Origin of the sequence: Streptomyces sp. BB1-1-1 (assembly GCF_031597775.1) — a bacterium.
In the GTDB taxonomy this organism is placed as follows: domain Bacteria; phylum Actinomycetota; class Actinomycetes; order Streptomycetales; family Streptomycetaceae; genus Streptomyces; species Streptomyces thinghirensis.
This window is the reverse complement of record NZ_CP134205.1, coordinates 290,065-315,486: the sequence shown is the minus strand read 5'-3', so window position 1 is coordinate 315,486 and position 25,422 is coordinate 290,065. Positions and strand designations below refer to the sequence as shown.

Genomic DNA, 25,422 nt, shown 5'->3' with positions numbered 1-25,422 from the left:
CCGCCGTTGTCGGTGCCCGATGGCACCATCCGGCCATGAGCAGCGACGGTTTCAACTGGCACGCTTTCCTCGGCCGGTGGCAGGAGGAGTGGGTTCCGCGCACGGACGCCGACCAAGACAAGGGAAATGAAGAGGCCCTCGTTCCCCTGGGCGGACCCGGCGCGGACGAAGTGGCGATAGCCACAGCCGAACGGCGACTGGGGCGGCGCCTGCCACCCTCCTACCGGGCCTTTCTGGCCGCGAGTGACGGGTGGCACGTCGACCAGACGGCCGGGATCTACCAGCTCGGCGGAACCTCGGACGTCGACTGGTTCCAGGATCCGTACGACATGACTTCGCTCTACGAGGAGATGCTGGGCCCCGATCCGAGCGAGGAGGAGGCCCTGCTGGCCGGGATGTGGAAACGGGCGCTGCGGCTCGAGACGGATTCCGACATGTCGTACGCCCTGCTCGACCCTGGCGACACCGATGAGGACGGCGAGTGGGCGCTCTACGTCTACCACGGCTGGGATGGTGAGTTGCCGAACCGCTACCCGTCGTTCCGCGCGTACATGGAGGCCATGTACCGCGGCTTCCACTCCGCCCGGGTTGGACAGACCCGACTTCGTGAACGCCACCACGCGCGCTCAGGACGCCAACGTGGAGGAGGCCCGTCGGCTGGCCCTGCGTGGACGGTACGAGGATGCCCTGCCCCGGCTCGAGGAGGCGCTGTCCTTCGGACGGCCGCGAAGCGCCGTCCTGCTCCACCAGATCCGGCACCTCCTGGATCCGCTCGGCTCCTTCGGCTACGACAGCCTGTCGTCGGACCCTTGCTACCTGCCGGAGGTCCTGCCCGTTGAGGCCATGAGTCCGGCGAGCGGCGCATGGCGGCTGGGTGGGGACGACCACTGGCTGGGGATGATGGCCGCCCGTGGGGTGGCCCGGGAGACCGCGGAGGCCGTACTGAGGGCGATGCGCGAGGGCACTCACCGCTACGCGCCGCCCGGCACCTGGGGCGAAGCCGTCGCCGAGGCCCGGGAGCAGGCCCTGTGGGGCGCGGGCGACACGGCGTGGCGGCTGCTGCGGAACGCACTCCCTGCGTGGGAGGCACCGGGCCCCTTGCTGATCGCCCCGATCGGGCTGCTGGCCGATCCGGTCCTGGGTCCGCTGGTCACGCCCGAACGGGGGCGCGAGCTCCTCGGAACACCGCGAGCCGGACAGACGGGACCCGCTCCCGAGCCGGTGCCCGATCTCGACCCGCCGGGCCTCGCCTGGCTGACCGGCCCGGACGCGAACCGGCAGCCGTTCGACGGCTACCGCTGTGTCTGGGCCGACGGGATCGACCCGACCCGCCTGCCTTCCCTGATCGGCGAGGAGGGCGCCGAACTGAGCGCACCGGTGGATCCGCGAAGGGCTTCCTGGCGGGCGCCCAAGCCCCATGAACGCGAGGGTGTGGAGCTCTGGGAGGACCGGGCCGTCGTCGCTGTCGGCCGCACGGGTGAAGGATGGGCCTTCGCATTCGACGGCCACTCCCACCACCACCTGAACGAACGGTTCGTGTCCCCCGCAGCGGCCGCGTCCCTCTCCGGCCGCGCGGTCGTGGTGTGGCGCGAGCCGGCGCCTTCTTCCCTGCCTGACCAGCCCGCCGCGTTCCACCTGTCGGTGGCCGAACACGGCGAGGAGCTCTACGCCTTCACCGTACGGGGTACGCAGATCCAGCGCTCCGGCGCGATACCGGAGGCCCTGGAACCCGCACACCTGTTCCGCCCGGAGGGCACCGAGCTGGACGGCGAACTGCGCGTGCTGGAGGCCCTGCACACCGAACTCGGGCTCTCCCTCCCCCGCTTCGCGCTGACCCGGGGAAGGCTGCGCACCTTCACCACCCGGTCATGGACGAGGGCGCCACGCGCGGGCGAGGGCTACGCCTACATCAGGGTCGGATGGCACCCCTCCTGAACGCGGTGTGGGACACGGGTCCACCGGCGCCGACGACGCCCCGACCGTGGCCCACGACTCAGGCTGATCGCGGATCGCGCACGACGCTCTTTGAGGCCGATCACTTCGCTGAGCTGAGCGGGTCGGCCACGTCCACGGCGAGGGCAACACTGCCGGATGCGACGTCGAAGCCATAGGGGCCGACTTCGATCCGTCCTTGACCGCACCTGCGGCCAGGTCAAAACCCGGATGCGAGCCTTCCTGTCCCAACGTAAACGCTGTACTGGTTGCCCATGACTCACACAGGTTTCCTTGGGTGCGGTGGCAGTCCAGGGAACGGCAGTAGACAGCCGGGATCTTGGCCTTGATCATCGGTGGGTGACCGACGACGAGATCGTGGAACGAGTTCGGGCCTATGCAAGAGCCCATGAGCTACCGCCGCCTGTGCCTCCCCAGGCAGTCGCTGAGGTTGAGGCCGTCGTGGGGTATCCCATGCCGGAGTTGCTGCGGCGTTTGTACCTGGAGGTCGCCAACGGCGGCTTCGGCCCTGACGGGAGCATTCTGTCCCTTACCGACGCGGGCGAGTGGTACAGCGATGAGGAGTCGCTCCTCCAGCTTGTACGTGACCGCGATTCCGTGTCCGAGCCGGAAGCTCCGCTCCAGCCGCGTCATGTACCACCGTTGGTGACACTGGGCTGCGCGATATGGTGGCATGTCGACTTCAGCACGCCAGAGGGCCGCATGTGGGGGTGGGACCCGAATGCGCGCTGTGAACAGCACCGCTTCTTCGTCGAGCGGTTCACCCTGGCGGAGTGGTTGGCGGACTGGCTGGAGGGCAACCGCACCTTCCCACATCCGCCACCCGTCGTGGACTGCCCCAGTTGCTGAAGGACTGCCCTAACGGTCCAGCCGGCGGTACCGGCCCTGGTTGAGCCCGCCGTAAAGAGCCCCGTGCCCACGGCGGTGTTCCGGCGCGAGCGCGAGATGGACCAGCGTGCGGACCGGCCCGTCCGTGCACAGCAACGCGTCGCACAACTCGAACAAGGCGTCGCCCCCGCGCGGTCATGCACGCGTACAGCTCCGACCGGAAGTGTGACACTTCCGCGAACGCATCCCGCAGGACACCCCGATGCACCAAACTCACGACCACGGCCTTCGCGCTGATCCACTCTGTGACGGAGCACAGGATCAGACGAAGGCCGCCTTCACGTCCGCTGAACTGCGAAAATACCGACCAAGTTCGAGGCATCGTTCGATGACCCGGCGCGGCATGGAGGCAGGCATCTGTCACTCGTCGTCCGTACGCTCCGCGGGAGTGTCGAGGTGCCTGTCGAGAAAGCCGTTGATGAACTCCACTCCGAAGGCGTGTGTGTCCTGCGAGACATCGGAGGGCGACTCACCGAACCACAGAACGGTCTCCGGGTTGCGCTTGGCCTCATCCAGCCACATGCGAAGCCTGCCGAGTCGTCCTCCGCTCAGCCGGACAACAGCCTGATGCACACGTTCACGCTCCGTGCCCGCATAGAGATCGAGGAGCGCCAGAACGCTCGCTGCTTCGGCATCCGGAAACGTGGCATTGCAAAGCTGACGTGTTGCTGGTGACACAGCCATGCCCGTCATCCTGCCGACCGCTACCGCGACCGGCAACGGCCAAGATAGGACGCAGGTTAGACGACAAGGTCAGTACCTGTTTCTCAACCTCGTAGCAGACAGTGATGTCCTTCGGCTGGTGCCGATGAGCGGAGGGATTGGCTACCACTCCAGATCGGAGGCTGGAAGGTTGCTGCACGGTTAGACTGCGGTTCGTGGATTGGATCGCGGCGTTGGTGACGATCAGCAGCGTGGTGCTGTCGGCCGTACTGGGGAACCTTTGGGTGCCGAAGGACGCTCTGCGCTGGTTTCGGGAACTGCGTCGCCCTGGGTGGATGATTCCGTTCCAGGGATTCCTGGTGGTGGGCTTGATCTATTACGTCCTGATGGGCGTGGTGTTGTACCGGGCGTTCGACCGAAGTGACGTGGCTGCGATCGTGCTGTCGTTCGTGGTATTGGTCGGCAACGAGGCTTGGAACTGGCTCTTCTTCGGCCGCCGCAGCGCGCGGGCAGCCTTCATCGGCATGATCGCGTTCGCAGTCCCGGTGCTCGCTCTACTGGCAGCCGTCGCCGAAGACCCACTGTCCCTGGTTCTCGTCAGCGTCTATTTCGCGTGGGTGCTCTACGACGTTGCGTGGACCCGCGCTCTGTGGCGGCTTAATTCCTGACGCTGGCGGTGGTGACCGTCACCGCCGGATTGATCAGTCCCGTTGCGCTTCGCGAGAGTTCGATTGCCCGCTTCTGCGGGAGCTTCGGCGGGTGATTCGCCTGGTCATGAGCGTGATCGCAGCCCAGGTGATCAACAATTCAGGATGCTGGATGAGCCGTTCGTAGTCGCGTTCGTAGTCGCGTGCGTGCATGACCCAGACGTGTGAGCGTTCGACAACCCGGCGCCGGGGCAGAACGACGAATCCGGAGGCGTCCTTCGGGCTGCTGACGGTCTTGATCGTCAGGTTCAGGTGAATTTTCGCCTAGGTCACGAGCTGTCCGGCATTGGCGGAGTCGGCCCAGACGATGGTGATTTCAAGGCGCGTCAGCCGCAGCCGGAAGAGGACTTCTTTAGACGTCATCTCAATTGGTGGTTTCCGGTGTGGATAGTCGCTGGCAGACGCATTGCGGTGGCGGTTGAATGCCTTGGTGAGCGCCTACTGGACGCCTGCCCATCACGCGGTGGAGCACGAGGATGCGGAGACCTTGGCCCGGTTGCTGGCCAATGGTGCCGATCCCAATGAGGTCTTCAGCAACAGGACGCTGCTGACGCATGCGATCGACGTCGAGGGCGATGGCTCGCTCCAGAGCGGCCAGCCGTTGGCCGTGCATACCACTGCGGTGCTGCTGTCCTTCGGGCTGACCCGGAACTTGCAGGTCCTGATGGTCGCACTCCCATGGACATGGCCGATCATTACGGCCACGACCTGGCGGTGCAGCTGCTGCGGGCCCACGTCAGCGGGCCAAACGCCGGTAGCAGATGAGGGTGCAGGCGATGCTCGTGAATGCGAGGAAGTGGTCGGCCTCGCGTTCGTAGCGCCGTGGAGTCGTCAGCAGCCGGCCAGCCAGGCCATGGTGCGTTCAACGCTCCAGCGGTGTCGCCCGAGTCGCTCTGAGTTCTCGACGCCCTTGCGCGCGATGCGGTGTCGGATGCCGCGCTGGGACAGCCATTTCCGCAGGTGCTGGCTTGCGTCGATGCGCCAGCGGACAGGAGTGCGCAGTCCACTGGCCGGTCGCGCCCCTCTATGAGCGCTGATCGGGGTATGGCCCGGTGCCGTCAGGATGGTTGTGAATCCATGACAGGCCTCCCAGATCGAGACGCTGGCGTGCGCGGGTGACCGCCACGTACGCCAGGCGGGCTTCGGCGTCGTCGACGGGGTCGGCGGCAGGAGATGGGGCACAGGCGGGGTCGGAGTGGGTGACCTCGGTGCGGTCGAAGTCGCTGGCGACGAGGACTCGCTGCCACTCGCGGCCCTTGGCCTTGTGTGCCGTGGAGACGGTGACCTGGGCCTGGCGTTCCGGGACGAGGTGTGCGACGGCGGTGAGGATGGCGTCGGCGCCGTGAGTGTCGACGAGATTGACCAGAGGCAGAAGGTCGCGGCCTGCCGGGTCGTGGGTGGCGTAGTCCTGCAGATCCCCCCAGCAGGGAAAGAGGACGAGTTCGGGATGGTTGGTACGACGTCCCTCCTTCAGGTCGCGGGCGGCGAGGGCCAGAGCCTGGAGGCTGTCCCCGCCACCGGCGAGGGCAACCCTGAGCCCGGAATCCATGTGTGTCATGACTTCGGCCATGGCTCCGACGTTGGTGCGGCACAGGATGGCGTCCGGGTCGGTGACGGGGCCGAGGTCGGTGGGGACCGAGGGGGTGCCGGTGAGGCGGATCGGGGCGTCTGCCAGTCGTAGCCAGCGGTTGGCTTCCTCGGCGAGGTGAGGGCCGAACCGGAAGGACTGGGACAGGGCGAGTTGGGTGCCGTGGAAGCCGGTCATGACGTCTTTGGCGCCGCGCCAGTGGTAAATGGCCTGTGCGGAGTCGCCGACCATGACCAGCTGGGCGTGGTCGCGCTGGTTGAGGAAGATCTGTTCGACTACGGGGTTGGTGTCCTGGGCTTCGTCCAGGAGGAGGAAGTCGGCGTCGAGCCGGGGGCGGGTGAGCGCCCAGATCTTCAGGTAGTGGTCGTGGTCGAAGCGGACAGCGCCGTCGTCGGGGTGTTGGAGGTCAGCCCAGGCTTTGTGAGCGAAAAGCACGATGTGCTCGGCAAGCTGGGTGTGGTGGTCTGTGTCTTCCAGGCCGCGCAGGTGGGGTACGTGGCAGTGGGTGATGGTCTCGTCGGCTGTGTGGCAGAAGCGGCTGACGGTGCGAAGGGCGGCGTTGGAGAGGGCTCTCTGGGTGATCTCGCGGTCCGCGATGCGGACAACTTTAGTGATGCCGAGGGCCTGCCCGGTCTGCCAGGCGGGACGGCGAGGGGCGTTGAGGCGGCGGGTGTAGCGGTGGCCGAGGGCGGCGTAGGCCAGGGAGTGGGCGGTCTTGCACCGGACGTTGGAGGGGAAGCGGGCGGCGGCGTCCTGGGCGATGGCCCGGTTGTAGGCGAGGTAGCGGCCTTGGCGGCTGGTGGTGCGGGCGAGCAGGTTGAGGGTGGTGGTTTTGCCGGTCCCGGCGCCGGCCTGCAGGGACAGGTGGTCGCCGTTGCGGAAAGTGTCGGCTGCGGCGGTCTGCTCGTGTGTGGCGGTCACCATGGTGCTGCTCCGGGGGAACGGGTCAGCGCGTGGCCGACAGCTGTCAGAAAGTGGGCGGGGGTTGTACCGGTGAGGAGGTGTTTCACAGCGCGATTGAGACGGTCGGTTTCCTCCCTGTCGTACTGGGTCAGCTTGTGGTGCAGCATCCGTTCCAGCGTCTGTTCGGGGGTTTGACCGGCCTCCTCTGCTGTTCGGCCGAGGATGGCTCGAGTGGCAGGCGGCAGAGAGACGTTGAGCAGAACCTGTCCATGCGTGTCGGGGTAGCGGGTGGTGATGACGTCGATGGGCAGGTGTGTGCCGATTCGCTGGCGCAGGCGGTGGGCGGCTCGCCGGGCGGTCTTTCCGGGGCAGAGTGCCATCAGGCGTGTGGCGTCGTGGTTGGCTGCGAGTGGGATGGAGCGGGTGGCTGCGCGGAGTTCGGCCGGACGCGCGGAACGGGTGAGCACGACTTCCAGGGCGTGGTGGGGCATCGTCACGTTCCTTGGCAGGGTCGGCGGGACGGGCGTGGAAGATGGGTGTGGATGTGATCGGCGTGCAGGAGGGGGTCGAAGACCTGCCATTCGGTCTGGTCGAGTTCGACGGGGACGGCTACGTGGTCCGGGCAGTGTTGAGCGCGCCAGCGCAGTTGCTCGACCGGGTCAAGTCGGTCGAGGTCGTAGACGGCCATCGGGGGCGGAGACTGGCCTCGGCTGTACTGAGGACCGACGGGCAGGAGCCGCCAGGTGCCTGCCGGGAAGCCGGCGTCCAGGACGCGCTGGCCACACAGGGGACGGTGAGGACGCTGTGTGATGCAGCGGATGTTGTCTAGTGGTGCGCTGGCCAGGTAGAGGGTCAGTAGGGCTCGTACGACCGGGCGGGCAGGGGTGGTGGACGGTTGCTCTGAGCGGTGCGGTGCGGGGGTGAGCAGGCCGGTGTCGATCAGGCGGCGGGTTCGCAGGGCGAGCCGGAGGCGGAGGGCGTCCAGATGGGGCCGGGACTGCGACGCGTCCGTTCGGCGGGGGCAGACGAGCCGGTGTGGGATACGGCACCACGGGCTGCCGTCACCGCTGGGGTGGGCGATGCCTGCGCTGAGGTGCCAGCGGCAGTCCTCGGGGATTACGGCAGAGGCCAGTTCTGCGGGGTGCAGGGCAATGAGTCGGTGATCCGCGCGCGGAAAGAGCTCGATCGGGTTGCCGCAGGCGGAGCAGCGGCGGGTTTGCCCGGCAGTCGGAAAGCGGCCTGGGCTAGTGGCGGTTGTTCGTAGCGGTCGCCTGCGGGGGCGCACGGTGTGAGGGATGCCGTGCAGGCGAGTGAGGTGGGAACGCATGCGCGGACCGTGTCAGGCGACACACTGTAATCGGCGCAACGACAGCCGAGGACCCCGCGAACGGCCCAACACTCGCGAACGTATGAGCGAAGGTACGTATGCGGGTGCGACTCTCTCTCGCCTCTTCGGGTGATTCGCTGCGGCGCGAATTTCAGGGCGTGGCCGGTTGGTCAGGTGTCGTTGCCGCCCGGCGGGGTGTGGTTGCTGCAGAGCGCCGCAAGCAGGTGCTCGATGGGTACGTCGAAGACGTGGGCGAGGGCGTGCCAGGTGGTGAGGTTGCCGGGGGTTCGGCCGTGTTCGAGGTCGATGAGGGTGCGGCGGGCCAGGCCACTGCGGTTGGCGAGTTCGTCGAAGGTCCAGCCGCGTTCGCCCCGCAGGCGTGCGAATTCCACGCGTAGTGCGCTGAAGTCGGGATCGGGGGGCAAGATCGTCACTCCACCATCCGACGGTGCAGAACCCTGCCCTGTCAGTGCGGGTTTCTGCACTATCTGCGCTGATGAGGGTGACATTCACGGTGCGGAAATCTGCACTAGCGTTCTGGCCGTCCTGGCGCCTGCTGCCAAGACGCCTGTCACACCAGTTGTGTTCACGGGAGGACGACGAGCCGATGAGGCTGGCCGGTACACAGGCCGCGGTGCGGCGCGTCTGGACAGTCGAGCTACGCCCGCGAGCGGGAGGGCCGAGACTGTTCTGCATCCAGTGCAAGGCCCACACACCCCCGGTGGATGTGTCCTCGGCCCGTTCGGCGGCCCTGACACATCTGGCCAGCCACGCTCGCGCCGAGGCGTTGCCCGGGCACCTGCGCACGTGCCAGTGCCGCGCCCTGGGCTGTACGTGGCATTCCCGCAGCCGAGGCTGCGGGGGGCCGGTGCTCCTGGCGCTCACCCGCCAGGCCGGCGGGCGCTCCTGGCGCCTGGCCGACGCCTGCGCCGCCTGCGCCGCAGCAACCAGCGAGACCGCCGTCGTGCCGGATACGCTGCTCGGCGCACGCCGGCCCAAGCCGGCGGGAGGCATCTTGCGGCGCGCCCGCCACGGACTGTCTCCGGGGCCCGACGAACGGGCCCGTGTGCGGGAGATGCTCACCTACCTGTCCGCCACGCTCCCCCAGTTCACCTCCCCCGCTGCCCGGCTGCTCGCCCTGCAATGCGCCCTGCGCTCGGACACCCGGGGACATGTCACTGTCGCGGACGGGATGCTGCGCAGCATGCGGCTGCGCGGGCGCCGGGAACTGTGGCTGGAGCTGGCTCAGGCCGGATGGCTGGAGACGGCCAGTCCCCGGCCCGGATCCGTGGCCGTACGGCTACTGGACGCCACCGTGCTCGACCAGGCGCCAGGCCGCGGCGCGCGGCGCCGCGCCGCTCACTGGGCGCTGCACCCGACGCCCCTGGTGGTGCCGGCTGCGGCTCCCGCTGTGTTGCAGCTGACCGCTCTCGCGCTCGCGTCACATACCTTACGCACGGAGGATTTGGACGCTGTGTCCCGCCTGTGCGGGCACTCCCCGCAGCAGACCATGGAGTTGCTCGACCGGCTGGTGTCGGCTCGCACCCTCGCATCTTGGCATCACCACCATGACACCGGTGAAGTGCTCTGGCAGTTCCCGCAACAGCTACCACAGTGCTCGGCAGACCGGACAGCTGAATACTGCAACCCGCGGCGTCCAGAACGGCGGTGAGCATGGATGCGGTCCGAGAGGGCCAATCCTCATCTCTCATCCGTACTATCTCCGCACGGGGGTATGCACGACTGGTGCTGCGGCTTTCCTCTCAGGAGCAGCCAGCGCATCCGCGTCCGGCAGTCACCTTCCCTCTCCACGTCCCTCACGCAGCCAAGGAGAACAGCACCATGTTGGAGACATCGAACACAACCGAAGTGGCCTCGCAGTATGCCGTCCAGGTGGCCAGCGACCTCGAGCGCAATGCCAAGGAGCAGGAGCGCATCGGCGCGGACATCGCCACGCTGCAGGAGAAGCTCACCGCCCTGCAGCAGGACCACAATGTTCTGGTGAACATCCAGCAGGCACTGGCCGGCACTGTGCCCGCGCCGGCTGCTGAGAGCACCACCGTGCCCTCACCCCGCAAGAAGACGGCCGTTGAGCCTACCGGCAGCAGGCGCTCGCAGACCGCGAGGACCACGGCCTCGCGGGGTCGCACAGCGGCCAAGGAGCCCGTCGCCGCCAAGAAGGCACGTGCCGCCAAGGCTCCGGCCAAGGCAAAAGCGGCGAAGAGCGACGCGCCCACCCTCGTCGAACTCGTCCGCCGTCACCTTGCCGCGCAGAGTGAACCGCGGTCCGCCGCAGAGGTCTCTGCCGGGCTGAACCAGGCCCATCCCGAACGTGCTGTCCAGACCACCGTGGTTCGCAACACGCTCGAAGGTCTCGTTGCCAAGCAGCGTGCCCAGCGCACCAAGCAGGGCTCCTCGGTCTACTACACCGCCACCGGTGGGCCCGAGCCCGTTGCTGGTTCCGAGGGCGCTGCACAAGCCGAGAAGATCAAGTAGAAGCCCAAGCCCGCTGCGCTCACCGCCCGCAGACCGGGCTGTGTCGTTGTCACATCACCGGCGACATAGCGTTGGCACGACGGGCCTGGCCCGGAGCGGGCGGCGGGGAGCCAAGGACGTCCGCCCTCTCCGGCTTGTGGCCCTGCTTGATATCACGGCTGAGCCACCCACCTGGGTCAAGCAGGCCGGCCACGGCTGGATCGCGCCCGATGCACTGCGTCATGACGTCCATCGCTTGCGCTTCCGCATGGCGGCAGCCGTCGTTCCGCCAAAGTCCCAAGGGCCCTGGCCGGTTGGGTTCCCTGTCCTCCTCGTGAGGGGATCATGCCACCATTCTGGTGGCGGCCGTCTTCTCACCTGATGCGGTGGCGGCCGTCATCGCACTTGCGACTGCGCCACTGGGCTACTTCGGTGCCCGGGCCGACGCGAAGGCCACTGTGCAAGCCGTCCGACGAACAGACCCGAAGCGCCGCCGACCAGCAGGCACTCACAGCCCGCCGCACTGTGTATGCAGAGTTCGCCCGAGGCGCGGTCCGAGGCGGTCCTGCACGTGGACCAGCAGGTTGAACGGATCCGGCGCGCCGCTGGGAAGAGGAACGAAGCCGGTTCCCGCGCGGAGCTTCTGAGCTTGAGGATTTGGCCGCGCTGGTCGCTCTGCTCAGAGACGGCGTGCACCCGAATGCGCTGAAGGAGGCCGTCCAGCTTGGCCTTCTGTCCCCGAGGGATGCTGAACGGATCGCGTCGTACTCGGTCCACTGGCCCGATGATGAGCCGCTGGAACGGGGTCGGCAGCAGCTTCAGCCCATGAACGAGGCTCTGGGTGCGTTCATACGAGAGGCTCACTTGGTTCTGCATCCGCCAGAGGTGGAACGGACCGCCCCGTGACCGACCGATTCCCTTCCAGTTCAGACGGGAGGAACCTTCGCTCTACGCCTCGCACACGGTGGGGAGCCGTTGGCCGCACGAGTACACAGGGCCGCCGTCAGCGAGAACGCCAAGTGCGTACTTCAAGATGGAGAATCTGGGCTTCGGGGCGGATACGGCCGGTCTCCGAGAGCCACTGGTGCACGGCGGCGGTAACGTCACCGCCGGCGGCGTCCACGCGGCGGGCGAAATCGGTCGCATCGAAGCCGCCGGTCTGGGCGGAGCCGTAGGAGCGTTCTTCGGTGTGGTCAGCGCGCTGGGTGACATCGCGGCGGATCCCGGGTGAGTCGGTGCGGCTGCCGGAGGGATGCACATAGGCGGTCTTGGCGAGGCGGACCGTGAAGGCCAGACGCAGGCCGCGGCGTGCCGCTTCGGCGATAAGGGGGCGCAGGCGGGCGGACCCGGAGGCGATGGCCTGGGAGGCGACGCGGCCGGTGCCGGAGCCGGTCGGGGTGATCAGCAGGGCTTTGGTGCGGACGCGGGCGCGGGTGCCGGAGGCGGTGGTACGGCGGGTGGTGTGGCGGGCCGCGATGGCGGCAAGTTCGGGCAGGTCGGTGACCCCGCCGGTTTCGACGGCGGTGAGGACCTGGCGCAGGGCGGGGACGAAGGCTGCGCCCTTGTTCCTGGAGTAGAACTGCGAGACCAGGGAGGGGTCGCGGTCGATGATGCGGGCGATGTCACGTTTGGTGTAGCCAGCCTGCTGGAGCCGGTCGGCGAGCTGAGCGGCTTCGTTCCTCCCTGTGTCCTGCGAGGAGCGTCGGCGACGAGTGCGGGACGGCATCAGGCCTCCTGCCGGGTGATGGCGTGGGTGGCCCTTCCAGCGTCCCGAAGGGTGAGGAGTTCCTCCTCGGTGGTGGGAGCGGTGACGGGGCCGGTGAGGTGGCCGCGCAGAAGGTAGTCGCCGGGCTGGTGGTGATAGGGCCAGTTCTGGTGCTGGGTGAGGTAGAGGGCATCGGTACGGAAGGCGACGACGGTGCCGGGCGGGGTGTGCAGGGCTCCGGCGTAGGCGTTGTCGTCGCGGTGGCGCTGGCTGAGGAGGGCAGCGCGGGCACCGGACCAGATGGCGGCGGCCCATTCTGGGTGGGCGTTGGGGTCGCGGCTGAAGCCGGTGGGGCGCTGCCAGGTGATCTGCTCGTCGTCGAAGCCGATGATCTCAGCGTCCGGGGGCAGGTCGCGTTCCATGGTGCGGGGAGTGGTGCCGGTGACCATGCGGGGACGCTGGGCGAAGGAGCCGATGCCGTACAGGAGGATGGCGCGTACGGCGCGGGAGGCGAGGTGGGCGGCGCGGGCCTGCTGGGGGTCGCCGTGGATCTGGGCCTGGGCGGTGAGGTTGGTCCAGGTGTCTTTGAGTTTCTTGGCCCAGTCGTCGAGGGGCTTGCCGTCTTCCCAGAGGATGCCGTCGAGGATTTCGATCTTCCACGGCTGAAGGGGGTTGGTCAGGGCGGTGTGGAGTTCGGGGCCTCCGGCCCAGGTGGTGAAGGTGGTGCCGGCAGTGGCGGGGTAGTGCCAGGCCCGGTCGCCCGGGGCAGGCGCCGGGAGGAGGCCGACGTGGTTCCAGCCGTCGGGCACGGTGACGCGGACGTGCCAGTGGCCGCAGCCGTACAGGGCGCGGATCTGTTCCTTCTCGCTCCAGGAGGCGAAGGTGGCGGCGGTGATGCGGCGGGGGGCGCCGACCGGGGACTTCCAGGTGTGCTTGGCGTAGGCGAAGGTTCGGTCGTACTCGACAAGGGCGGGCAGTTTTTCGGGGACGCGGGGCGGGGTGATCAGTTCGTTGCGGCCCTGGCCGGCGGTGGCGTGGAGCAGGCCGCGCAATTCTTCGGACAGGACGGGAAAGCCGTCGGCGTGCTGGCCGCGGATGGGGATCGTGCGGGTCCACAGGTCCCGGCCTGTCTGGGAGGGCGAGCCCATCAGGACGGCGTCGCTCCAGTGGCGGCGCAGGGCCTGCCACAGCAGGACGAAGGCGTCGCGGACGGTGGCCGGGGTGTCGTGGTCGTCGAGGTCGAACCACTCCCCCACCGAGCGGATCTCGACGTGGGCCTTGCCGTCGTCGCGCTGGTATCGGCCGACGGGGTTGCGGGCGTGGACGAAGTGTCCGGCCATGCGGTCGCGGCCGCGGCCGGTGTCGGTGCGCCAGCCGGGAGTGGGGGCGTTCAGCCAGGCGGTGACGGCGTCGCGGAGGTAGGGGTAGCGGTCGGCGTCGCGGTGCCAGGGGTCGCCAGCGGTGATGTAGATCCGCTCCACGCCGTCGGGGACGGCGTGGAAAACGGCGGTGAGGATATCTGCAGCAGTGCGGCCTGCGAGGTCCAGGTGGTGAATGTGCTGACGGTGGGCGAGGACGCCGGTGGCGGTGTCGAGGAAGACGGTGGAGCGGGCCTGCTGCGTGAAGTTCGGGCGAGTGGAGGCAAGGCTTGAGGTGTGGGTGAACCAGGCATCGCCCGCCTCCCCTGTGGGAAGGGCCGGCAGGGCCCGCGGCGCGTCCGTGATGGGCTTGGCCGAGGCGTCCGCTGGTTCTGCGGAGGGCCGCGGGGTTGGTGGGGTGCTCTGTGCATCGTTGATTGCGGGCGCTACTGCCTGCGGGGAGCCAGCCGGCCGGGCGTCGGCCTCAGCGGCGGCGGCCTCGGGGGGCGTGGCGGGCTCCGGGGCCTGGCCGGGTGCGGCGAGGTCGTCCGGGGCCAGCTCCGGAGCGAGGGCGACGATGTCGGCGACGCTCATCCCTGCTGCCGGGGCGATTCGCTCGGCCTTGGCTTTGCTGTAGGCGGCAAGGCGGGTGATCCGCTGGTCGCGGTCGGCTTCCAGCTTTGTCAGTTCCGCCCGCGACTTCTTGATCCTGTCCCGCACAGCGCGCAGTTCGGCGAGCGCGGCGTTGTAGCTCTGAGCGTCCATCAGCAGGCCTCCTTGACCGGCAAGTCACGCGGCTGTGCGGGTGGGAACGTAGGCGACGGCTCCGCCTGAGTGGGAGACGAGCCGCGTGCCGAGCAGGAGCTCGGCGAGCCACCGGTCGGCTGCCGACTCTGCCGTGATGGTGGTGTGGGGAGTGGCCAGGTCGGTGACGTACCCGGCCAGGCGGGCGTCGGGGAAGGCGTGCCGTCCCTTGGCGTTCTTCTCCCACCGCTGGAGACCGGTCAGGACGGCCACGACGTAGCCGGACAGGGTGACCGGCAGCACCTGTCCGGCTGCTACCCCGGCGGGGTCGCAGCGCCACCAGCCGCGCAGGGCTCTGACGAGGTCGTCGGGGGTGAGGGAGGAGGCGAAGCCTCTCCAGGCGCGGTCCGGGTCGTCGGCGGGCCGCGCAGTGTCGACGCGCAGGACGGCGACCTCCGGGGAAGACAGCTGATCCAGGGGGGCGTGGTGGCGGGTGCTGAGTGCCTGGACGGTTTCGAGCGGGACCATGACACGGACGCCGCGACGGGACAGTCCGGGCAGGAGTCCGGCGTTGACGAGTCGCCGGAAGGTCGTGATGGCGCATCCGAGCTCTTCCGCGGCCTGTCCCGTTGTCAGTAGCACCTTTCCCGCCCTCTCCTGCATGCCTAATCACTTATCTGATTGAGGATGCTAGTGGGCGTCCGAAGAGGAGTCAAAGATGAGCCGTGCATGCAGCGTCTGCCCCCGCTTACGCCGCTGGCGTCCCCGCAGGGCGCCAGCGGCGAGTGGGCCTCATCGGGTGGACTACGGCCTGCTGCGGTGTCAGCAAGCGGGTCCCGCCACGTCCTCGACGATGCGCACCACGCCTCCGGTGGACACGTGCTCGAGGGAGACCGTCTGGGCCCAGGCCATATCGGGTGCCGCGTCCGCCTTCGGCACAGGAGGGCAGCCGTTGCCACGCAGTTGCTGTTTCAGGTGACGTCCGAAAGCCCAGGCGTCCTGGGCTGCGGCCAGGTGCCAGCGGGCCAGGGGCCGCCAGGAACGGCCGATGGAGTGCAGACGGTGCCGGCCCTGGGCCACCGCCCACCCCAGGGCCCGGAGGTCATCGTGGACGGCGAGATAGAGGTAGCCCGGCTCCACCGGGCTGATGTCGAGCCGCGCGCAGACAGGGCAGGCACGGTGGTGACCGGGGATGCTCCCCGGCACGGGTGCCGAGTCGCTGTCACAGGTGGTGCAGCGTGACCTCCAGGGGGCGTTGACGTCTCCGGAGTACGGCTCCAGCGGCTCCAGTCCGTGCGTGATCATGCAGGCCACCGCCTGCTGCTCGTCCAGGGGGTGACGAACGGGGAAGGCGGCGGCCTTGCAGGCCCAGCACTGGTGGCCTCGCAGGCGTACCGACGCGAGGGTGGGAGTCCCGAGGTGGCCGCAGCGCAGGCATCTTGAGAGCCAGGGTCTCATCTGCTGCCCCGGATAGGCGGTAAGAGGGGCCAGTTCGGCGGACGTCATGATCTCCGCTGCCGCCACTGCGCCGAGGGCGCGCCCGGCGCAGTGGTTGCATCGGGCGTGTCCGTTGCGTACGTGGGAGAGGCGTTTGATCTTGACGGCGGCGCATTGTGCGCACCGGCTGCGCCACGGCTTGGCTGCGCCCGGGTACGGCTCGAGGGGCAGCCAGCCCCAGCGCTGCATGGTGGCGGCGGCCTGCGTGCCGTCACGCCTGAGCCTGTTGGAGATCTTCCGGGAGCGGCAGGTTCCGCGGCAGACGCCGCTGCCCTTGTTGACGACGTCGCTGTAGCGGGGGGTGTGGACCTCGCCGCAGGTCAGGCACTGGCACCGCCAGGGGTGCTGGGTTCCCGGGAATGCCTCCAGGGGCCGCGCGCCGCGTTCCATCAGCGCCTGGACGGCTTGGGCTTCTGTGATTCTGCGTGGTGCCATGCGCTCCCCCGATTCGGACTGCCGCCGCACGGCGACCTGCTCGATCGCCCTCCGTGCCGCGTCGCCCCATTGTGGCGGTGCCGGGCGGGCGGCGAGCGCGATCGGCCGAAGGTGCATCACGACGTGCCGGTGGCGCTCTTGTTTTGCGTGGACGGGCGGCGGCCGGACGGACTCTGCGCGTCCACCGTTTGGAGCAGGGGGTTACCTGAGGCAACAATGCGAAGGGGCAGGCCTCGGAACGTGTCACGGAGCCTCTGTTTTTTGCATCTGCACGTGCAGATGAATGGAAGATCGTCCTCCGCTGGACTTTGCATCCCTCCCACGGGTGAATGCGGAGATCTGCTGCTGACGAGCACCCTTCGGCCCCGCATTGACTGTCCGTCAAGGGTTGGCCGGTTCTCTCGCCTTATTGAACGGAAGGGTCGAGATCTGTCCGTTCCAGGGGCGTCAGATGTGTCGCGTGGACAGATTTTCACCAGACCGGAGAACTGGGCCGAACGGAGCGAGACTTGCACGTGCATTTTTGCGTGACGGTTGCCTTCTGGATCTCCGGGTTAACGTGACGACGACGCACGGGAGGGGGTAACTTCCTCCCCAGAAAGTGCCGTACGCCCCCAAACGCGGGCGGGCCCCGGGGGTGTCGCCACACCACCGGGACCCTGTTGCGGACGCTCAGTCAGAAAGGCTGCTAACCATATGAACGCCCGCTTCTTCCGGGGTATGCCTTGCATGCCCCGCGGACGCGAAAATACCATTTCGCGCTCCGTCATTCCACAAAACGCCTGCCTGGATGCCCTGGACGTCCGCCTGCGGCTGAGCTTCGTCCTGGTGGTGATCATCGTCGTGTGGGTGCTGGGATCCGGCGGCCGGGACGCCTGGCTGCTGCTGCCGGCCGCCGGCCTGGCGGCCCAGTCCTCCTTCCGCTACCTGCGCGTTCGGCTGTAGGGATCTGCTGCCTGCCGGAGCCAAGCGCTCCGGCGGCGGTGCCTGCGCGGTGCGCCGCGCAGGCACCGCCGTGCATCGACTTCACACGGAGGGGCGGAAGAGGGCAGTGCGAGCTCCGGTTCAGCGGAAGAAGTGCGGACACTGCGGGCAGCCGCTGCGTCTGCGGGAAGGGCGCGGACGGCGCCGGGACTACTGTGACGAGCTGTGCCGCAGGCGCGCGCAGCGGGCGCGCAACGCGCAGCGCGGTCAGCCGCTGGCGGTTCCCAGTGCCGCGCGCAGCGCACGTCACCTGGCGGCTCTCACCGGACGGCTGATGGCCTCCCAGAGGCTGCAGCTTCCGCTGCGGGCTCAGCTGGAGATCATCGACAGTGTCTACCGTCAGGCGGAGCGCTGTACGGCGGCAGTGGTGCATGAGGCACAGCAGGCAGGCGCGAGCTGGGAGGAGGTGGGCGCGGCCGCGGGCATCACCGCGGCGCAGGCCAGCGCCCGCTGGAGTACGCCTGCGCTGCGGGCCCTCTTCCCGCCCCGGCAGGCCGCGGATCGGCGCGGCGCCGTCCAGCGCCTGGCGGACGCCCTGGCTTGTCTGCAGATCAGCTCAGGCGTGGTGGTGGACGAGGCGGCCGAGCGGGCGGGGCTCCAGCCGGAGTACGTGCTCCAGGCATTGAACGGTGACGCCGTGCCGTCGTGGCCTGAGGTGTACACATTAGCCGGTGTGTTCGGTGGCACGGCGGAGGATCTGCGACTGTTGTGGGAGAGTGCCGCCGGCACGCTGATGACGTCTCGGTTGCCTGCTCAGGGAGCTGTCGGCTGCCTGGCGGCTGCACTGCGCGGTCTGCATCTGTCAGCCGGTTCCCCTGCTTTGCACAGGCTCGGTGAGCAGGCGCTGCTGCCTGTGGAGTGTCTGCGTCAGGTCCTGGCCGGCCGGCACGCTCTGCCCTGGCCGGCGACTGCCCGCCTGGTGCGTGCTCTGGGCGGGCGCATTGATGACGTCGAGCCGCTGTGGCAGGCGGTCCGTCAGGCTGCTGTGAGTCTGCACGGTTCCCGTCCTGCGGAGTCGGTCTGCGGCCGTTGCCGGGCGCAGACCGTGCCGGAGCGCGACTGAGATCACTGCGGCTTGTGGCGCCTGGGCAGCGGTCGGGCCAGCCTCAGCGGGTCCTCCGTGACCGTCAGCAGGCGGCGTGCGCCCCGGAATGCTCCGGGGCGCCTTTTTTCGCGCCAGAAAGGGCTCATTTCACGATGGGGTCTTTTTCCGCCGGTCAGCTTGGATGCCGTCTTGTGCGGTTCTAGCATGGGCGATTCACCGATGCGGACGGTTGGGGGCCCTTCTTGACGTACATGGCGGAAAACAACACAACTGGTATTGACGTGAGCGTGCCAAGCGTGGCGCGGATGTACGACTGGCTGCTCGGAGGGATCGAGAACTACGCCTCCGACCGCCAGGAGTGCGAGAAGCTCATGCAGATTGCGCCAGGCACCAAGGTACTGGCGCGCAACAACCGCGAGTTCCTCCAGCGGGTCGTCCGCGTACTGGCGAAGGACTACGGGATCCGCCAGTTCATCGACCATGGATCCGGCCTGCCTACGCAGGACAACGTCCATCAGATCGCCCAGCGCATCGACTCCAGCTCCCGGGTCGTCTACATCGACAACGATCCCAGCGTGCTGGCTCACGGGCACGCGGCGCTGGAGGAGAACGACAGCACCGTCGTCATCGATGCCGACATGCGCGACACGGAAGCGATCTTCACTCACCCCGAAGTGCGGCACCTGATCGACTTCACCCAGCCCGTTGCCGCCCTGTTCATCTCCGTGCTGCACTGCCTGCCCGACCGCGACCGTCCCGGGGAACTGGTGCGCGATGTGGCCCAGCGGCTCGCCCCGGGGAGTTTCCTGGTGGTCTGCCAACTCGTCAGTGCTGACGCCGGGGTGCGGGAGAGAGTGACCTCGCTGATGGACGGGGCGACCCATGGTCACTGGGGCAGGGTGCGGGAGGAAGAGGAGGTCCGTGCCTTCTTCGAGGGGATGCAGGTCCTGGAGCCGGGCCTGGTGGACGTGACCGACTGGCGGCCGGACGACAGTCTCCCGCCCCGCGCTCACAGCGACGAGTGGGTGGAGTGGGGCGGGGTAGCCCAGCTGTGACGGTCTCGCGCCAGCCGCATCCAAATCCTGTGAACAAGTGGCCGATCGGGCAGGCCGGCGCTGGGGAGCAGCTGGATACCCGCCTGCAAGGCGGATCTTCAAGGCGGGGTCAGACTGGCTCCTCGGCGTGGGCCGCATAGCGGTCCCGTGCCTGCTCCAGCATGGCCCGGCTGTCTTTCCTTCGGGCCGAGGCCTTCGCCAGATTGAGCAGGACCAGCCGGTACTGCTCAATCTCGGCGGTCCTGCTGAGGTACATCGCGCTGTCGATCAACTCCACATAGACGAGCTCCGAGGGCCCGCCGTCACCGAAAGTCAGGTGGGTGATGGGGTAGCTGGGTGCTGCGCTGGCGCTGCGGTCGAAGGGCACGACGCGGATGTTGATCCGGCCTTGGTCCGACAGCTGGATGAGATGGTCGAGTTGGCGGCTCATCACAGCAGGCCCGCCTACGGGCCGCAGGAGGATCCCTTCGTCCAGCATGGCGATGATGTCGGGCCGCTGAGGGCTGCGGATGATGCGCTGGCGTTCCAGGCGGAGCCGGACCCGGCGCTCCACCTCTTCCGGCCCCGCTCCGGGCAGACCGTTGGTGACCAGGGCCCGCGTGTATTCCATGGTCTGCAGCAAGCCCGGGACGACGTGGTTCTCATAGCAGTAGATGCGGGTTGCGCCGGCCTCGAGACCGATCAGCCGTTTGAGCCAGTTGGGCGTCACGTCGCTGTACTGCTGCCACCAGGCGTTGTCCTTGGCCTGTTGCAGGAGGGCTTCGATCTCGTGCACCCGGTCGCCGGCCAGCCGGTAGTGCGCTACCAGGTCCCGCACGTCGCGGTCCTTGGGCGGGCTTTCACCCCGCTCCAGACGGCTGAGCTTGGAGACCGAGCCGCGGATGACCGGGGCCACGTCCCGCAGAGCGAGATTGCGCTCCTTGCGGGCCTGGCGCAGCGCCTCCCCCAGCAGGCGGGCCGCCACCTCCGGCCTGGCGTTCTGCCCGGTGCTCCCGGGCACCGGTGCCGCGGCGGCCTCATGCAACCCGGAACCGGAACCGTCGGACATGCCAGCCCCCCTGCGAAACGGCCTTGGATCCGCGCCAGTTTCGCAGACTCGCATACTGCGTGTCCGACGGTTGCGGTCGGCCCGTCAGCCGGTCAGGTGGTCGAACTCGCCGGCCTTGGCCCCGGCCAGGAACGCGGTGATCTCCGCCGGGGAGTACACCAGTGCCGGACCATGGGGGTCACGGGAGTTGCGCAGGGCCACTCCCCCGCCGGGCAAGGCCGCCACTTCAACACAGTTGCCGCCCGTAGCGTTGCTGTGACTGCTCTTGATCCACAGCGCTCCGCTGATGTTCTGCGCCGGAAGCCCGTTGCGGTACTGCACAGCCGTCACCTTCTCTGGTCGCTCGACGATGCCCCACCGAACGAGTCCCTCGAGGGCTCCGCACACGGACCTCTGCATTGCTTCGCGGGACATGGGATCCCATATGCAATTGCACGGAGGGTGGGTTGCCAGGATCGTAGCCGCCTCAGCGGCGACGCGGTGTCCCCCGAAAGAGGCACACGGTGAACAGATATCACCGCGCCGACCAGGCGTGATGCGACTGAAGGCATGCCAGGGCAACGACCGCGCCCTGCGCCTGTACATGAGCAGGCGCGGGCTGTTCGTTCAGGCAGGGCCGAGCACTCAGGCAGCAGAAGACGTACCGATGTTCGATGAACACGCTGACTTTCGGGTCTCTGCGGCGCGATGAGGCTCCCGCAGCGCGCTGGCGCTTGAGTGCGTGTCCAGTTGAGCGTTCTCAGGCATGCGGCAACGCTAGCGGCCGGCACTGACAACGGCTCTGACGTGCGGCTGCACTCGTACGGGCCGACTGCGCCGGCTCCACTCGATGTAGACCTCCACCGGATGCTGGGCGGCCACCCGTCCTAGGTCAAGATCACCCGCTGAGAGGGAGGCTCGCACATGAGACTCCTGGTCGAACAGTATGGGAGCCCTCCATGGCCTTCGCTTCATCGAGGCAGAGGATGCCGACGCCTACCTCGACGACGCAGCCGCCATGGGCTTCGCACGCCAGCTGGTAGTGGCCGGGAACGGCTACCATCAGTAGCTCTACAGCTTTCAGGCGAACACTCCGGCCAGGTCGGCATCCGTATCCGGGAGACCCTCCCTCCGCTCCGGGCGAGGTCGAAGGCCGCCTCTTAATCACCCTCTCAGTCCGAGACCGGAACCCTGGTCGTCAATCAGCTCGGCCTTGGCCCCGCAGAGAGACGGACTTGCCCCGCCCAGGTGTGCGTCGGGGAGCTGCCTGATGGACCTGCCGCCAGGCCATGGGCAGCCTTCGCGAAGCGGCACTGCGAGATCTGGCCGCGTCTGGACGGCGGCCCCCCTGTCGGACAGCTGGCGGCACACCGCACACACCGAGCGCTACGTCCTCGACCTGGCATGGGAAGACAACCGTCCCCACGGGACATCGAGGACGACCGATAGTTCCAAGAACGGAGTTGCCGACGTTGCGGCATCCAAATCCGTCCGCGGCAGCCCTATGCACAGCAGGCCCCAGGAGATCATTCCCGCGCCGGGCGCCGGCGCACTTCGCAGGGCACAGGCGCTTCTGCCACGCCGAGTACACCGTGGCCAGGGCCTGCTACGGCCGTCGCTCGAGCAGCTGCGGGCACTCATGGAGGAAGCAGCTCCATTCATTCAGTGATCAGCTGCGGCTGGATCGAGGCTGGAGCCGGTATGACATTTCCACTCACACGGGCGGCGCACTCGGCAAATGGCTGATCGCGCCCCGGCGTTGGCCGCTATCAACGGTCCATGGTCATCTCTGTGCTGCGCGGCCTGGCCGCCGCGTCCCTCGCCCTTCTGTCCGTCGCCGCTTCCACGCCGGTCCACGCGGCGGAGACGCTGCCGCTCGCTGAAGCGGTCAGCCGCCTGCCGGTCGCGGCCGAGTCCCGTGAGGGCTACGACCGTGACGCCTTCCGCCACTGGAACACCGGCGACGATCCGGCCGACGGCTGCTCCACCCGCAACGAGGTCCTGCTCGACGAGGCCGTCGAGCCGCCTACGGTCGGGCCCCGGTGCCGGCTGTCGGGGGGACAATGGTGGTCCTACTACGACCAGGTGTGGGTGACCTCGGCCTCCGGACTCGACATCGACCACATGGTGCCCCTGGCGGAGAGCTGGGACAGCGGCGCCTCCGCATGGACATCCGAGCGGCGTGAGGCGTACGCCAACGACCAGGGCTCGGCCACCAGTCTGGTTGCGGTCACGGCCCGCTCGAACCGGTCCAAGGCCGACCAGGACCCGGCCCAGTGGCTGCCGCCGGCCACCGAGGTGCACTGCCGGTACATCGCCGAGTGGGTGGGCACAAAGCTGCGCTGGAACCTGAGCGCGGACGAGACCGAGGTGGCAGCCCTGCAGGAGGCTGCGATCGGCTGCCCGGAGCAGAGCGTGGCCTACGAGCCCGTCGCATAGTTCCCAGCTCGCCGCAGGGCGGGCGGTGATACGCAAGCGGATCGGCCGCCGGGCGTGTGCCCGGCGGCCGCTTTTCCCGTGGGGGGCCGATTCAGCCGTGGTAGGTGATGTAGCCGTTGCGGTCCTTGTCGTTGGCCTTCTGGGTGTAGGCGTGGACGTCGGCGCGGGCCCCGGTGGGCTTGTAGAAGTAGATGGTGTCCTTGTCGTTGTTCCAGATGAAGTTGCAGTTCTGGCGGTAGACGACGTTCTTGGCGTCCGAGTCGGTGCCGCGGCCCCCGCGCAGGCTCACCTGGTCGCCGGGATGCAGCGTGTGGCTGTTCTTGAAGGTGAAGGAGTTGCCGGCGGCGTCCTTGACCTTGTAGCCCTTCAGGTTCACGGTCGCCGTCTTCGAGTAGTTCTTGATCGTCAGGTACTCGGCAGCGGTGTTGCCGCCAGAGCACTTGTTGGAGTCCCGGCCCGGGGCGTCGTACTGCACGCCCTTGATCTTCAGGGCCGAGGAATACTCGGCGGCCTGCGCCGGAACGGCCATGGCCAGGCCGAGAGCGGTGATGGCCGCCGTGGTCGCGGCAGCGGTCAGAGTGCGCCTGATGCGCATGAGGAATCCCCCCTTCAGTGGTGCGAATGGAGCGCCCGGAGCCTACCGGACGTGATCAGGTAGTGGAGGTCGAGTGGAGAAAACGTGACTACTCATTGCCCGGACGAGGCGGATTCCTCCTGCGACGCGTCCCCGGATAAACGGCGATGCACGACGTATCCCGCTCGTAAACTGATGCGGCCGATCCGGCCCAGGCACGCTCGTGAGGGTGAATACAGACAGCATCCAGAACCGCCGTGTTGAGCGAGGCGTCGTCCCGGGCATGGAAGCGATCAACGAAGTACACGTGTCCGAACCCGGGCTGATCGTGGTCGATGTCGCCGCAGCCGACGACGCGACTGCATTCGCCTTTCACACGGCCCTGGCCTCCCGATGGGCCACAACATCCGTGGAATGCACAACTCGCGAGGCCGGGCAGCCGGGTGTGCGACTGCGTTGTTACCTCGACCTGCGCCAGTCGCCCCTCGATCCGCCCTGAAGCCGCCCACAGCTGCTATTGAGGCGGCTACGGCGTGACCGCGGTGATTGGCGCCGGGTCCTCACCACCGACCACACATCTCACTCTCTGGCTGCGCCCTGGGCATACCTCAACTTGTCCCGCAGCAGCTGTGGGCTGCCCTGACCCCACCGATGCCCGCTTGCAACCACATACTGCCCAGTGGAGCCGAGAGAACGAGATATTCCACCAGGGACGCCGCCCTGGCGCCGGCGGTGGAGTCTCGGGTTGAACCACAGGCCTCTGAGCGTCCAAACGACCTTCACGACAGTTGGGCGGACGAGCCTGACGCCGAGGATGTCCATCGACGACCGAGAGCACCGCCGATGCGGGCGCGGTACCGCCAGCTGGCACAAGGCCGTCGGGTAGACCGTCCATGGCGTCCAGTGCCCCGCGCTGACGCCCGCGGATTCGGCTATGCCCTTTCGTACCTTGAGCACATGGTGAGAACACAACCTGGCGCGGCCGACAGCCACTTGATCCGGATCGTCGCCGTGTCCGGACTGAAGCTGAGCCCGTACCAGCTGGAGCGATGGCGTACGGCCGGGCTGGTACCCCGGCGTTCAGAGACGCAGGTGACGATCGGTGGACGCACGGTTCACGCGCCGCAGACAGTCGCTCTCGTTGCGGGCCTTCTGGTTTGCGCTCCGCGGTGCCGGAGCAATGATGATCTGGCACTGCTGGCGTGGTTCAACCAGGTCCCGGTGCCCTTGGATCCTGTACGTGCAGCCCTGCTCAAGGCCTACTTTCCTTACTACAGCAAGGCCCGTGAGAGGGAGAACGAGGCATTGCAACGGATCCCGGCCGAGCACCGCGGGCAGGAGGGGCCGTGGTACGACTGGGCAGAGGCGGCAGCCTCCGTGGACATGGACAACAGATCGGCTGTCCAGCAGATGAGGGCCAATCTCCGGCGCCGCCGGGATCTGGTGACTGCATCACGCACCGAGCTCGATGGGCGGGTCTGCGGCGTGCTCACCTGGCTGAATGCGCCGGCCCTGCCGACGCACGACGGCGTGTTCATGGCCGACTTGCGGTCGGCCATGGCCTTCGACGGACCACCCGAGCAGTCGCGTGCAGCGTGGCTGCTCGCCGCGCACTACCACAGCGAACAGCTCGCGGACCGCGGCGAGACATCGGGGGCAGAGCGGCTTAGCACCTTCCTGGCCGTGACCGACAAGGAACTGGGCTTCCTGCGGGAGCAGGTGTGTGAGTCTTTGGACGCTGTGGGACGCATGGCGTCGGAGGGACGCCTTCGCCATGTCGAGGTGGAATCCGCCGGGATGGCTCGCATGGCGGGCCGCATGCTCGTGGAATGGACGACCGCGCGCCGGGCTCACCCGCCGGGATCACGCCCTGCCCAGGTGCTTGTGGACAGTCTGCGCAGCCTGTGGTCCCTGTGCTCGACCGATTCCGTCGGGGAGGGCCGCGGAGCGTTTGAGCGCCGGACCCGGTCCGGCTGTGAGGGGGGGGCCGGCACCCTAAAGGAGGCGGCAGACCTCTCCGATACGGAGCGCCCGGATGGTGGCCGATGACGGCGG

At 68.2% G+C, this 25,422-nt stretch carries 22 protein-coding genes and 6 pseudogenes; 13 read left to right on the top strand and 15 right to left on the bottom strand.

Annotation, left to right across the window (positions count from 1 at the left end):
- Positions 1-35: 35 nt before the first annotated feature.
- Positions 36-1,935: pseudogene (locus tag RI578_RS42075) on the top strand (SMI1/KNR4 family protein).
- 357 nt (positions 1,936-2,292) lie between these two features.
- Positions 2,293-2,802 (top strand): SMI1/KNR4 family protein, encoded by a 510-nt coding sequence (locus tag RI578_RS42070; RefSeq protein ID WP_310869158.1) that lies wholly within the window; start codon positions 2,293-2,295, stop codon positions 2,800-2,802.
- A 30-nt stretch (positions 2,803-2,832) separates the two neighbouring features.
- Here RI578_RS42070 and RI578_RS42065 read toward each other — a convergent pair.
- Both RI578_RS42065 and RI578_RS42060 read right to left on the bottom strand, forming a co-directional pair.
- Positions 2,833-3,034 (bottom strand): annotated as a pseudogene (locus RI578_RS42065) (transposase); the annotation flags it as partial.
- Positions 3,035-3,201: 167 nt separating this feature from the next.
- A complete protein-coding gene (locus RI578_RS42060; protein ID WP_310869159.1) occupies positions 3,202-3,525 on the bottom strand; it encodes a hypothetical protein in 324 nt (107 codons plus the stop codon).
- Positions 3,526-3,719: 194 nt separating this feature from the next.
- Here RI578_RS42060 and RI578_RS42055 point away from each other — a divergent pair, with 194 nt between their 5' ends.
- Positions 3,720-4,172, top strand: coding sequence for a TspO/MBR family protein (locus RI578_RS42055; RefSeq protein ID WP_310869160.1), 453 nt, complete (start codon positions 3,720-3,722; stop codon positions 4,170-4,172).
- A gap of 36 nt (positions 4,173-4,208) precedes the next feature.
- On the opposite strand, the pseudogene RI578_RS42050 reads toward RI578_RS42055, so the two are convergent.
- A pseudogene (locus RI578_RS42050) lies at positions 4,209-4,568 on the bottom strand (IS5/IS1182 family transposase); the annotation flags it as partial.
- 73 nt (positions 4,569-4,641) lie between these two features.
- On the opposite strand from RI578_RS42050, the pseudogene RI578_RS42045 reads away from it, so the two are divergent.
- Positions 4,642-4,976 (top strand): annotated as a pseudogene (locus tag RI578_RS42045) (ankyrin repeat domain-containing protein).
- On the opposite strand, the pseudogene RI578_RS42040 reads toward RI578_RS42045, so the two are convergent.
- From RI578_RS42040 to RI578_RS42030, 3 genes and pseudogenes are all read right to left on the bottom strand, one after another.
- A pseudogene (locus tag RI578_RS42040) lies at positions 4,948-5,174 on the bottom strand (IS5/IS1182 family transposase); the annotation flags it as partial. The pseudogenes RI578_RS42045 and RI578_RS42040 sit on opposite strands and share 29 nt — an antisense overlap.
- Before the next feature lie 61 nt (positions 5,175-5,235).
- Positions 5,236-6,720, bottom strand: coding sequence for a UvrD-helicase domain-containing protein (locus RI578_RS42035; RefSeq protein ID WP_310875626.1), 1,485 nt, complete (start codon positions 6,718-6,720; stop codon positions 5,236-5,238).
- Complete coding sequence (locus tag RI578_RS42030; protein WP_310869161.1) at positions 6,717-7,193, bottom strand: hypothetical protein; 477 nt, start codon at positions 7,191-7,193, stop codon at positions 6,717-6,719. Before RI578_RS42030 ends, RI578_RS42035 begins: the two co-directional genes overlap by 4 nt.
- A 47-nt stretch (positions 7,194-7,240) precedes the next feature.
- On the opposite strand from RI578_RS42030, the gene RI578_RS42025 reads away from it, so the two are divergent.
- On the top strand, positions 7,241-7,531 hold the full coding sequence (locus RI578_RS42025) for a hypothetical protein (protein ID WP_310875991.1): 291 nt from the start codon (positions 7,241-7,243) through the stop codon (positions 7,529-7,531).
- A gap of 165 nt (positions 7,532-7,696) precedes the next feature.
- Here RI578_RS42025 and RI578_RS42020 read toward each other — a convergent pair.
- Together RI578_RS42020 and RI578_RS42015 are read right to left on the bottom strand one after the other, a co-directional pair.
- A pseudogene (locus RI578_RS42020) lies at positions 7,697-8,029 on the bottom strand (DUF6083 domain-containing protein); the annotation flags it as partial.
- A gap of 170 nt (positions 8,030-8,199) precedes the next feature.
- Entirely contained in the window at positions 8,200-8,463 is a 264-nt protein-coding gene (locus RI578_RS42015) for a helix-turn-helix transcriptional regulator (RefSeq protein WP_310869162.1), read from the bottom strand.
- Between the two features lie 434 nt (positions 8,464-8,897).
- On the opposite strand from RI578_RS42015, the gene RI578_RS42010 reads away from it, so the two are divergent.
- On the top strand, positions 8,898-9,701 hold the full coding sequence (locus RI578_RS42010; RefSeq protein ID WP_310869163.1) for a hypothetical protein: 804 nt from the start codon (positions 8,898-8,900) through the stop codon (positions 9,699-9,701).
- Positions 9,702-9,871: 170 nt separating this feature from the next.
- Entirely contained in the window at positions 9,872-10,525 is a 654-nt protein-coding gene (locus RI578_RS42005) for a hypothetical protein (protein ID WP_310869164.1), read from the top strand.
- Positions 10,526-11,507: 982 nt separating this feature from the next.
- On the opposite strand, the gene RI578_RS42000 is transcribed toward RI578_RS42005, so the two are convergent.
- From RI578_RS42000 to RI578_RS41985, 4 genes are all read right to left on the bottom strand, one after another.
- Positions 11,508-12,230 (bottom strand): helix-turn-helix domain containing protein, encoded by a 723-nt coding sequence (locus RI578_RS42000; RefSeq protein WP_310869165.1) that lies wholly within the window; start codon positions 12,228-12,230, stop codon positions 11,508-11,510.
- On the bottom strand, positions 12,230-14,332 hold the full coding sequence (locus tag RI578_RS41995; RefSeq protein ID WP_310869166.1) for a hypothetical protein: 2,103 nt from the start codon (positions 14,330-14,332) through the stop codon (positions 12,230-12,232). The genes RI578_RS42000 and RI578_RS41995 overlap by 1 nt, the downstream gene beginning before the upstream one ends.
- A gap of 24 nt (positions 14,333-14,356) precedes the next feature.
- On the bottom strand, positions 14,357-14,953 hold the full coding sequence (locus tag RI578_RS41990) for a helix-turn-helix domain-containing protein (protein WP_310869167.1): 597 nt from the start codon (positions 14,951-14,953) through the stop codon (positions 14,357-14,359).
- Between the two features lie 180 nt (positions 14,954-15,133).
- Positions 15,134-16,243 (bottom strand): hypothetical protein, encoded by a 1,110-nt coding sequence (locus RI578_RS41985; RefSeq protein WP_310869168.1) that lies wholly within the window; start codon positions 16,241-16,243, stop codon positions 15,134-15,136.
- 729 nt (positions 16,244-16,972) lie between these two features.
- Between RI578_RS41985 and RI578_RS41980 the strand changes: the two genes are divergently transcribed.
- The 3 genes from RI578_RS41980 to RI578_RS41970 all read left to right on the top strand — a co-directional run bounded on the left by RI578_RS41980 (position 16,973) and on the right by RI578_RS41970 (position 19,327).
- Complete coding sequence (locus tag RI578_RS41980; protein ID WP_310869169.1) at positions 16,973-17,188, top strand: hypothetical protein; 216 nt, start codon at positions 16,973-16,975, stop codon at positions 17,186-17,188.
- A gap of 313 nt (positions 17,189-17,501) precedes the next feature.
- On the top strand, positions 17,502-18,290 hold the full coding sequence (locus RI578_RS41975) for a hypothetical protein (RefSeq protein ID WP_310869170.1): 789 nt from the start codon (positions 17,502-17,504) through the stop codon (positions 18,288-18,290).
- Positions 18,291-18,523: 233 nt separating this feature from the next.
- A complete protein-coding gene (locus RI578_RS41970; RefSeq protein WP_310869171.1) occupies positions 18,524-19,327 on the top strand; it encodes an SAM-dependent methyltransferase in 804 nt (267 codons plus the stop codon).
- A 109-nt stretch (positions 19,328-19,436) separates the two neighbouring features.
- On the opposite strand, the gene RI578_RS41965 is transcribed toward RI578_RS41970, so the two are convergent.
- Together RI578_RS41965 and RI578_RS41960 are read right to left on the bottom strand one after the other, a co-directional pair.
- The gene (locus RI578_RS41965; RefSeq protein WP_310869172.1) at positions 19,437-20,375 is read right to left on the bottom strand and encodes a helix-turn-helix transcriptional regulator; all 939 of its coding nucleotides are present in this window, start codon (positions 20,373-20,375) and stop codon (positions 19,437-19,439) included.
- A gap of 84 nt (positions 20,376-20,459) precedes the next feature.
- On the bottom strand, positions 20,460-20,696 hold the full coding sequence (locus RI578_RS41960; protein WP_310869173.1) for a DUF397 domain-containing protein: 237 nt from the start codon (positions 20,694-20,696) through the stop codon (positions 20,460-20,462).
- A 1,437-nt stretch (positions 20,697-22,133) separates the two neighbouring features.
- Between RI578_RS41960 and RI578_RS41955 the strand changes: the two genes are divergently transcribed.
- Positions 22,134-22,793, top strand: coding sequence for an HNH endonuclease family protein (locus RI578_RS41955; RefSeq protein ID WP_310869174.1), 660 nt, complete (start codon positions 22,134-22,136; stop codon positions 22,791-22,793).
- A 91-nt stretch (positions 22,794-22,884) separates the two neighbouring features.
- On the opposite strand, the gene RI578_RS41950 is transcribed toward RI578_RS41955, so the two are convergent.
- Entirely contained in the window at positions 22,885-23,388 is a 504-nt protein-coding gene (locus RI578_RS41950) for a lamin tail domain-containing protein (protein ID WP_310869175.1), read from the bottom strand.
- 208 nt (positions 23,389-23,596) lie between these two features.
- On the opposite strand from RI578_RS41950, the gene RI578_RS41945 reads away from it, so the two are divergent.
- Positions 23,597-23,866, top strand: coding sequence for a DUF6207 family protein (locus RI578_RS41945; protein ID WP_310869176.1), 270 nt, complete (start codon positions 23,597-23,599; stop codon positions 23,864-23,866).
- A 458-nt stretch (positions 23,867-24,324) separates the two neighbouring features.
- Entirely contained in the window at positions 24,325-25,416 is a 1,092-nt protein-coding gene (locus tag RI578_RS41940; RefSeq protein WP_310869177.1) for a hypothetical protein, read from the top strand.
- The last annotated feature ends 6 nt before the right edge of the window (positions 25,417-25,422 follow it).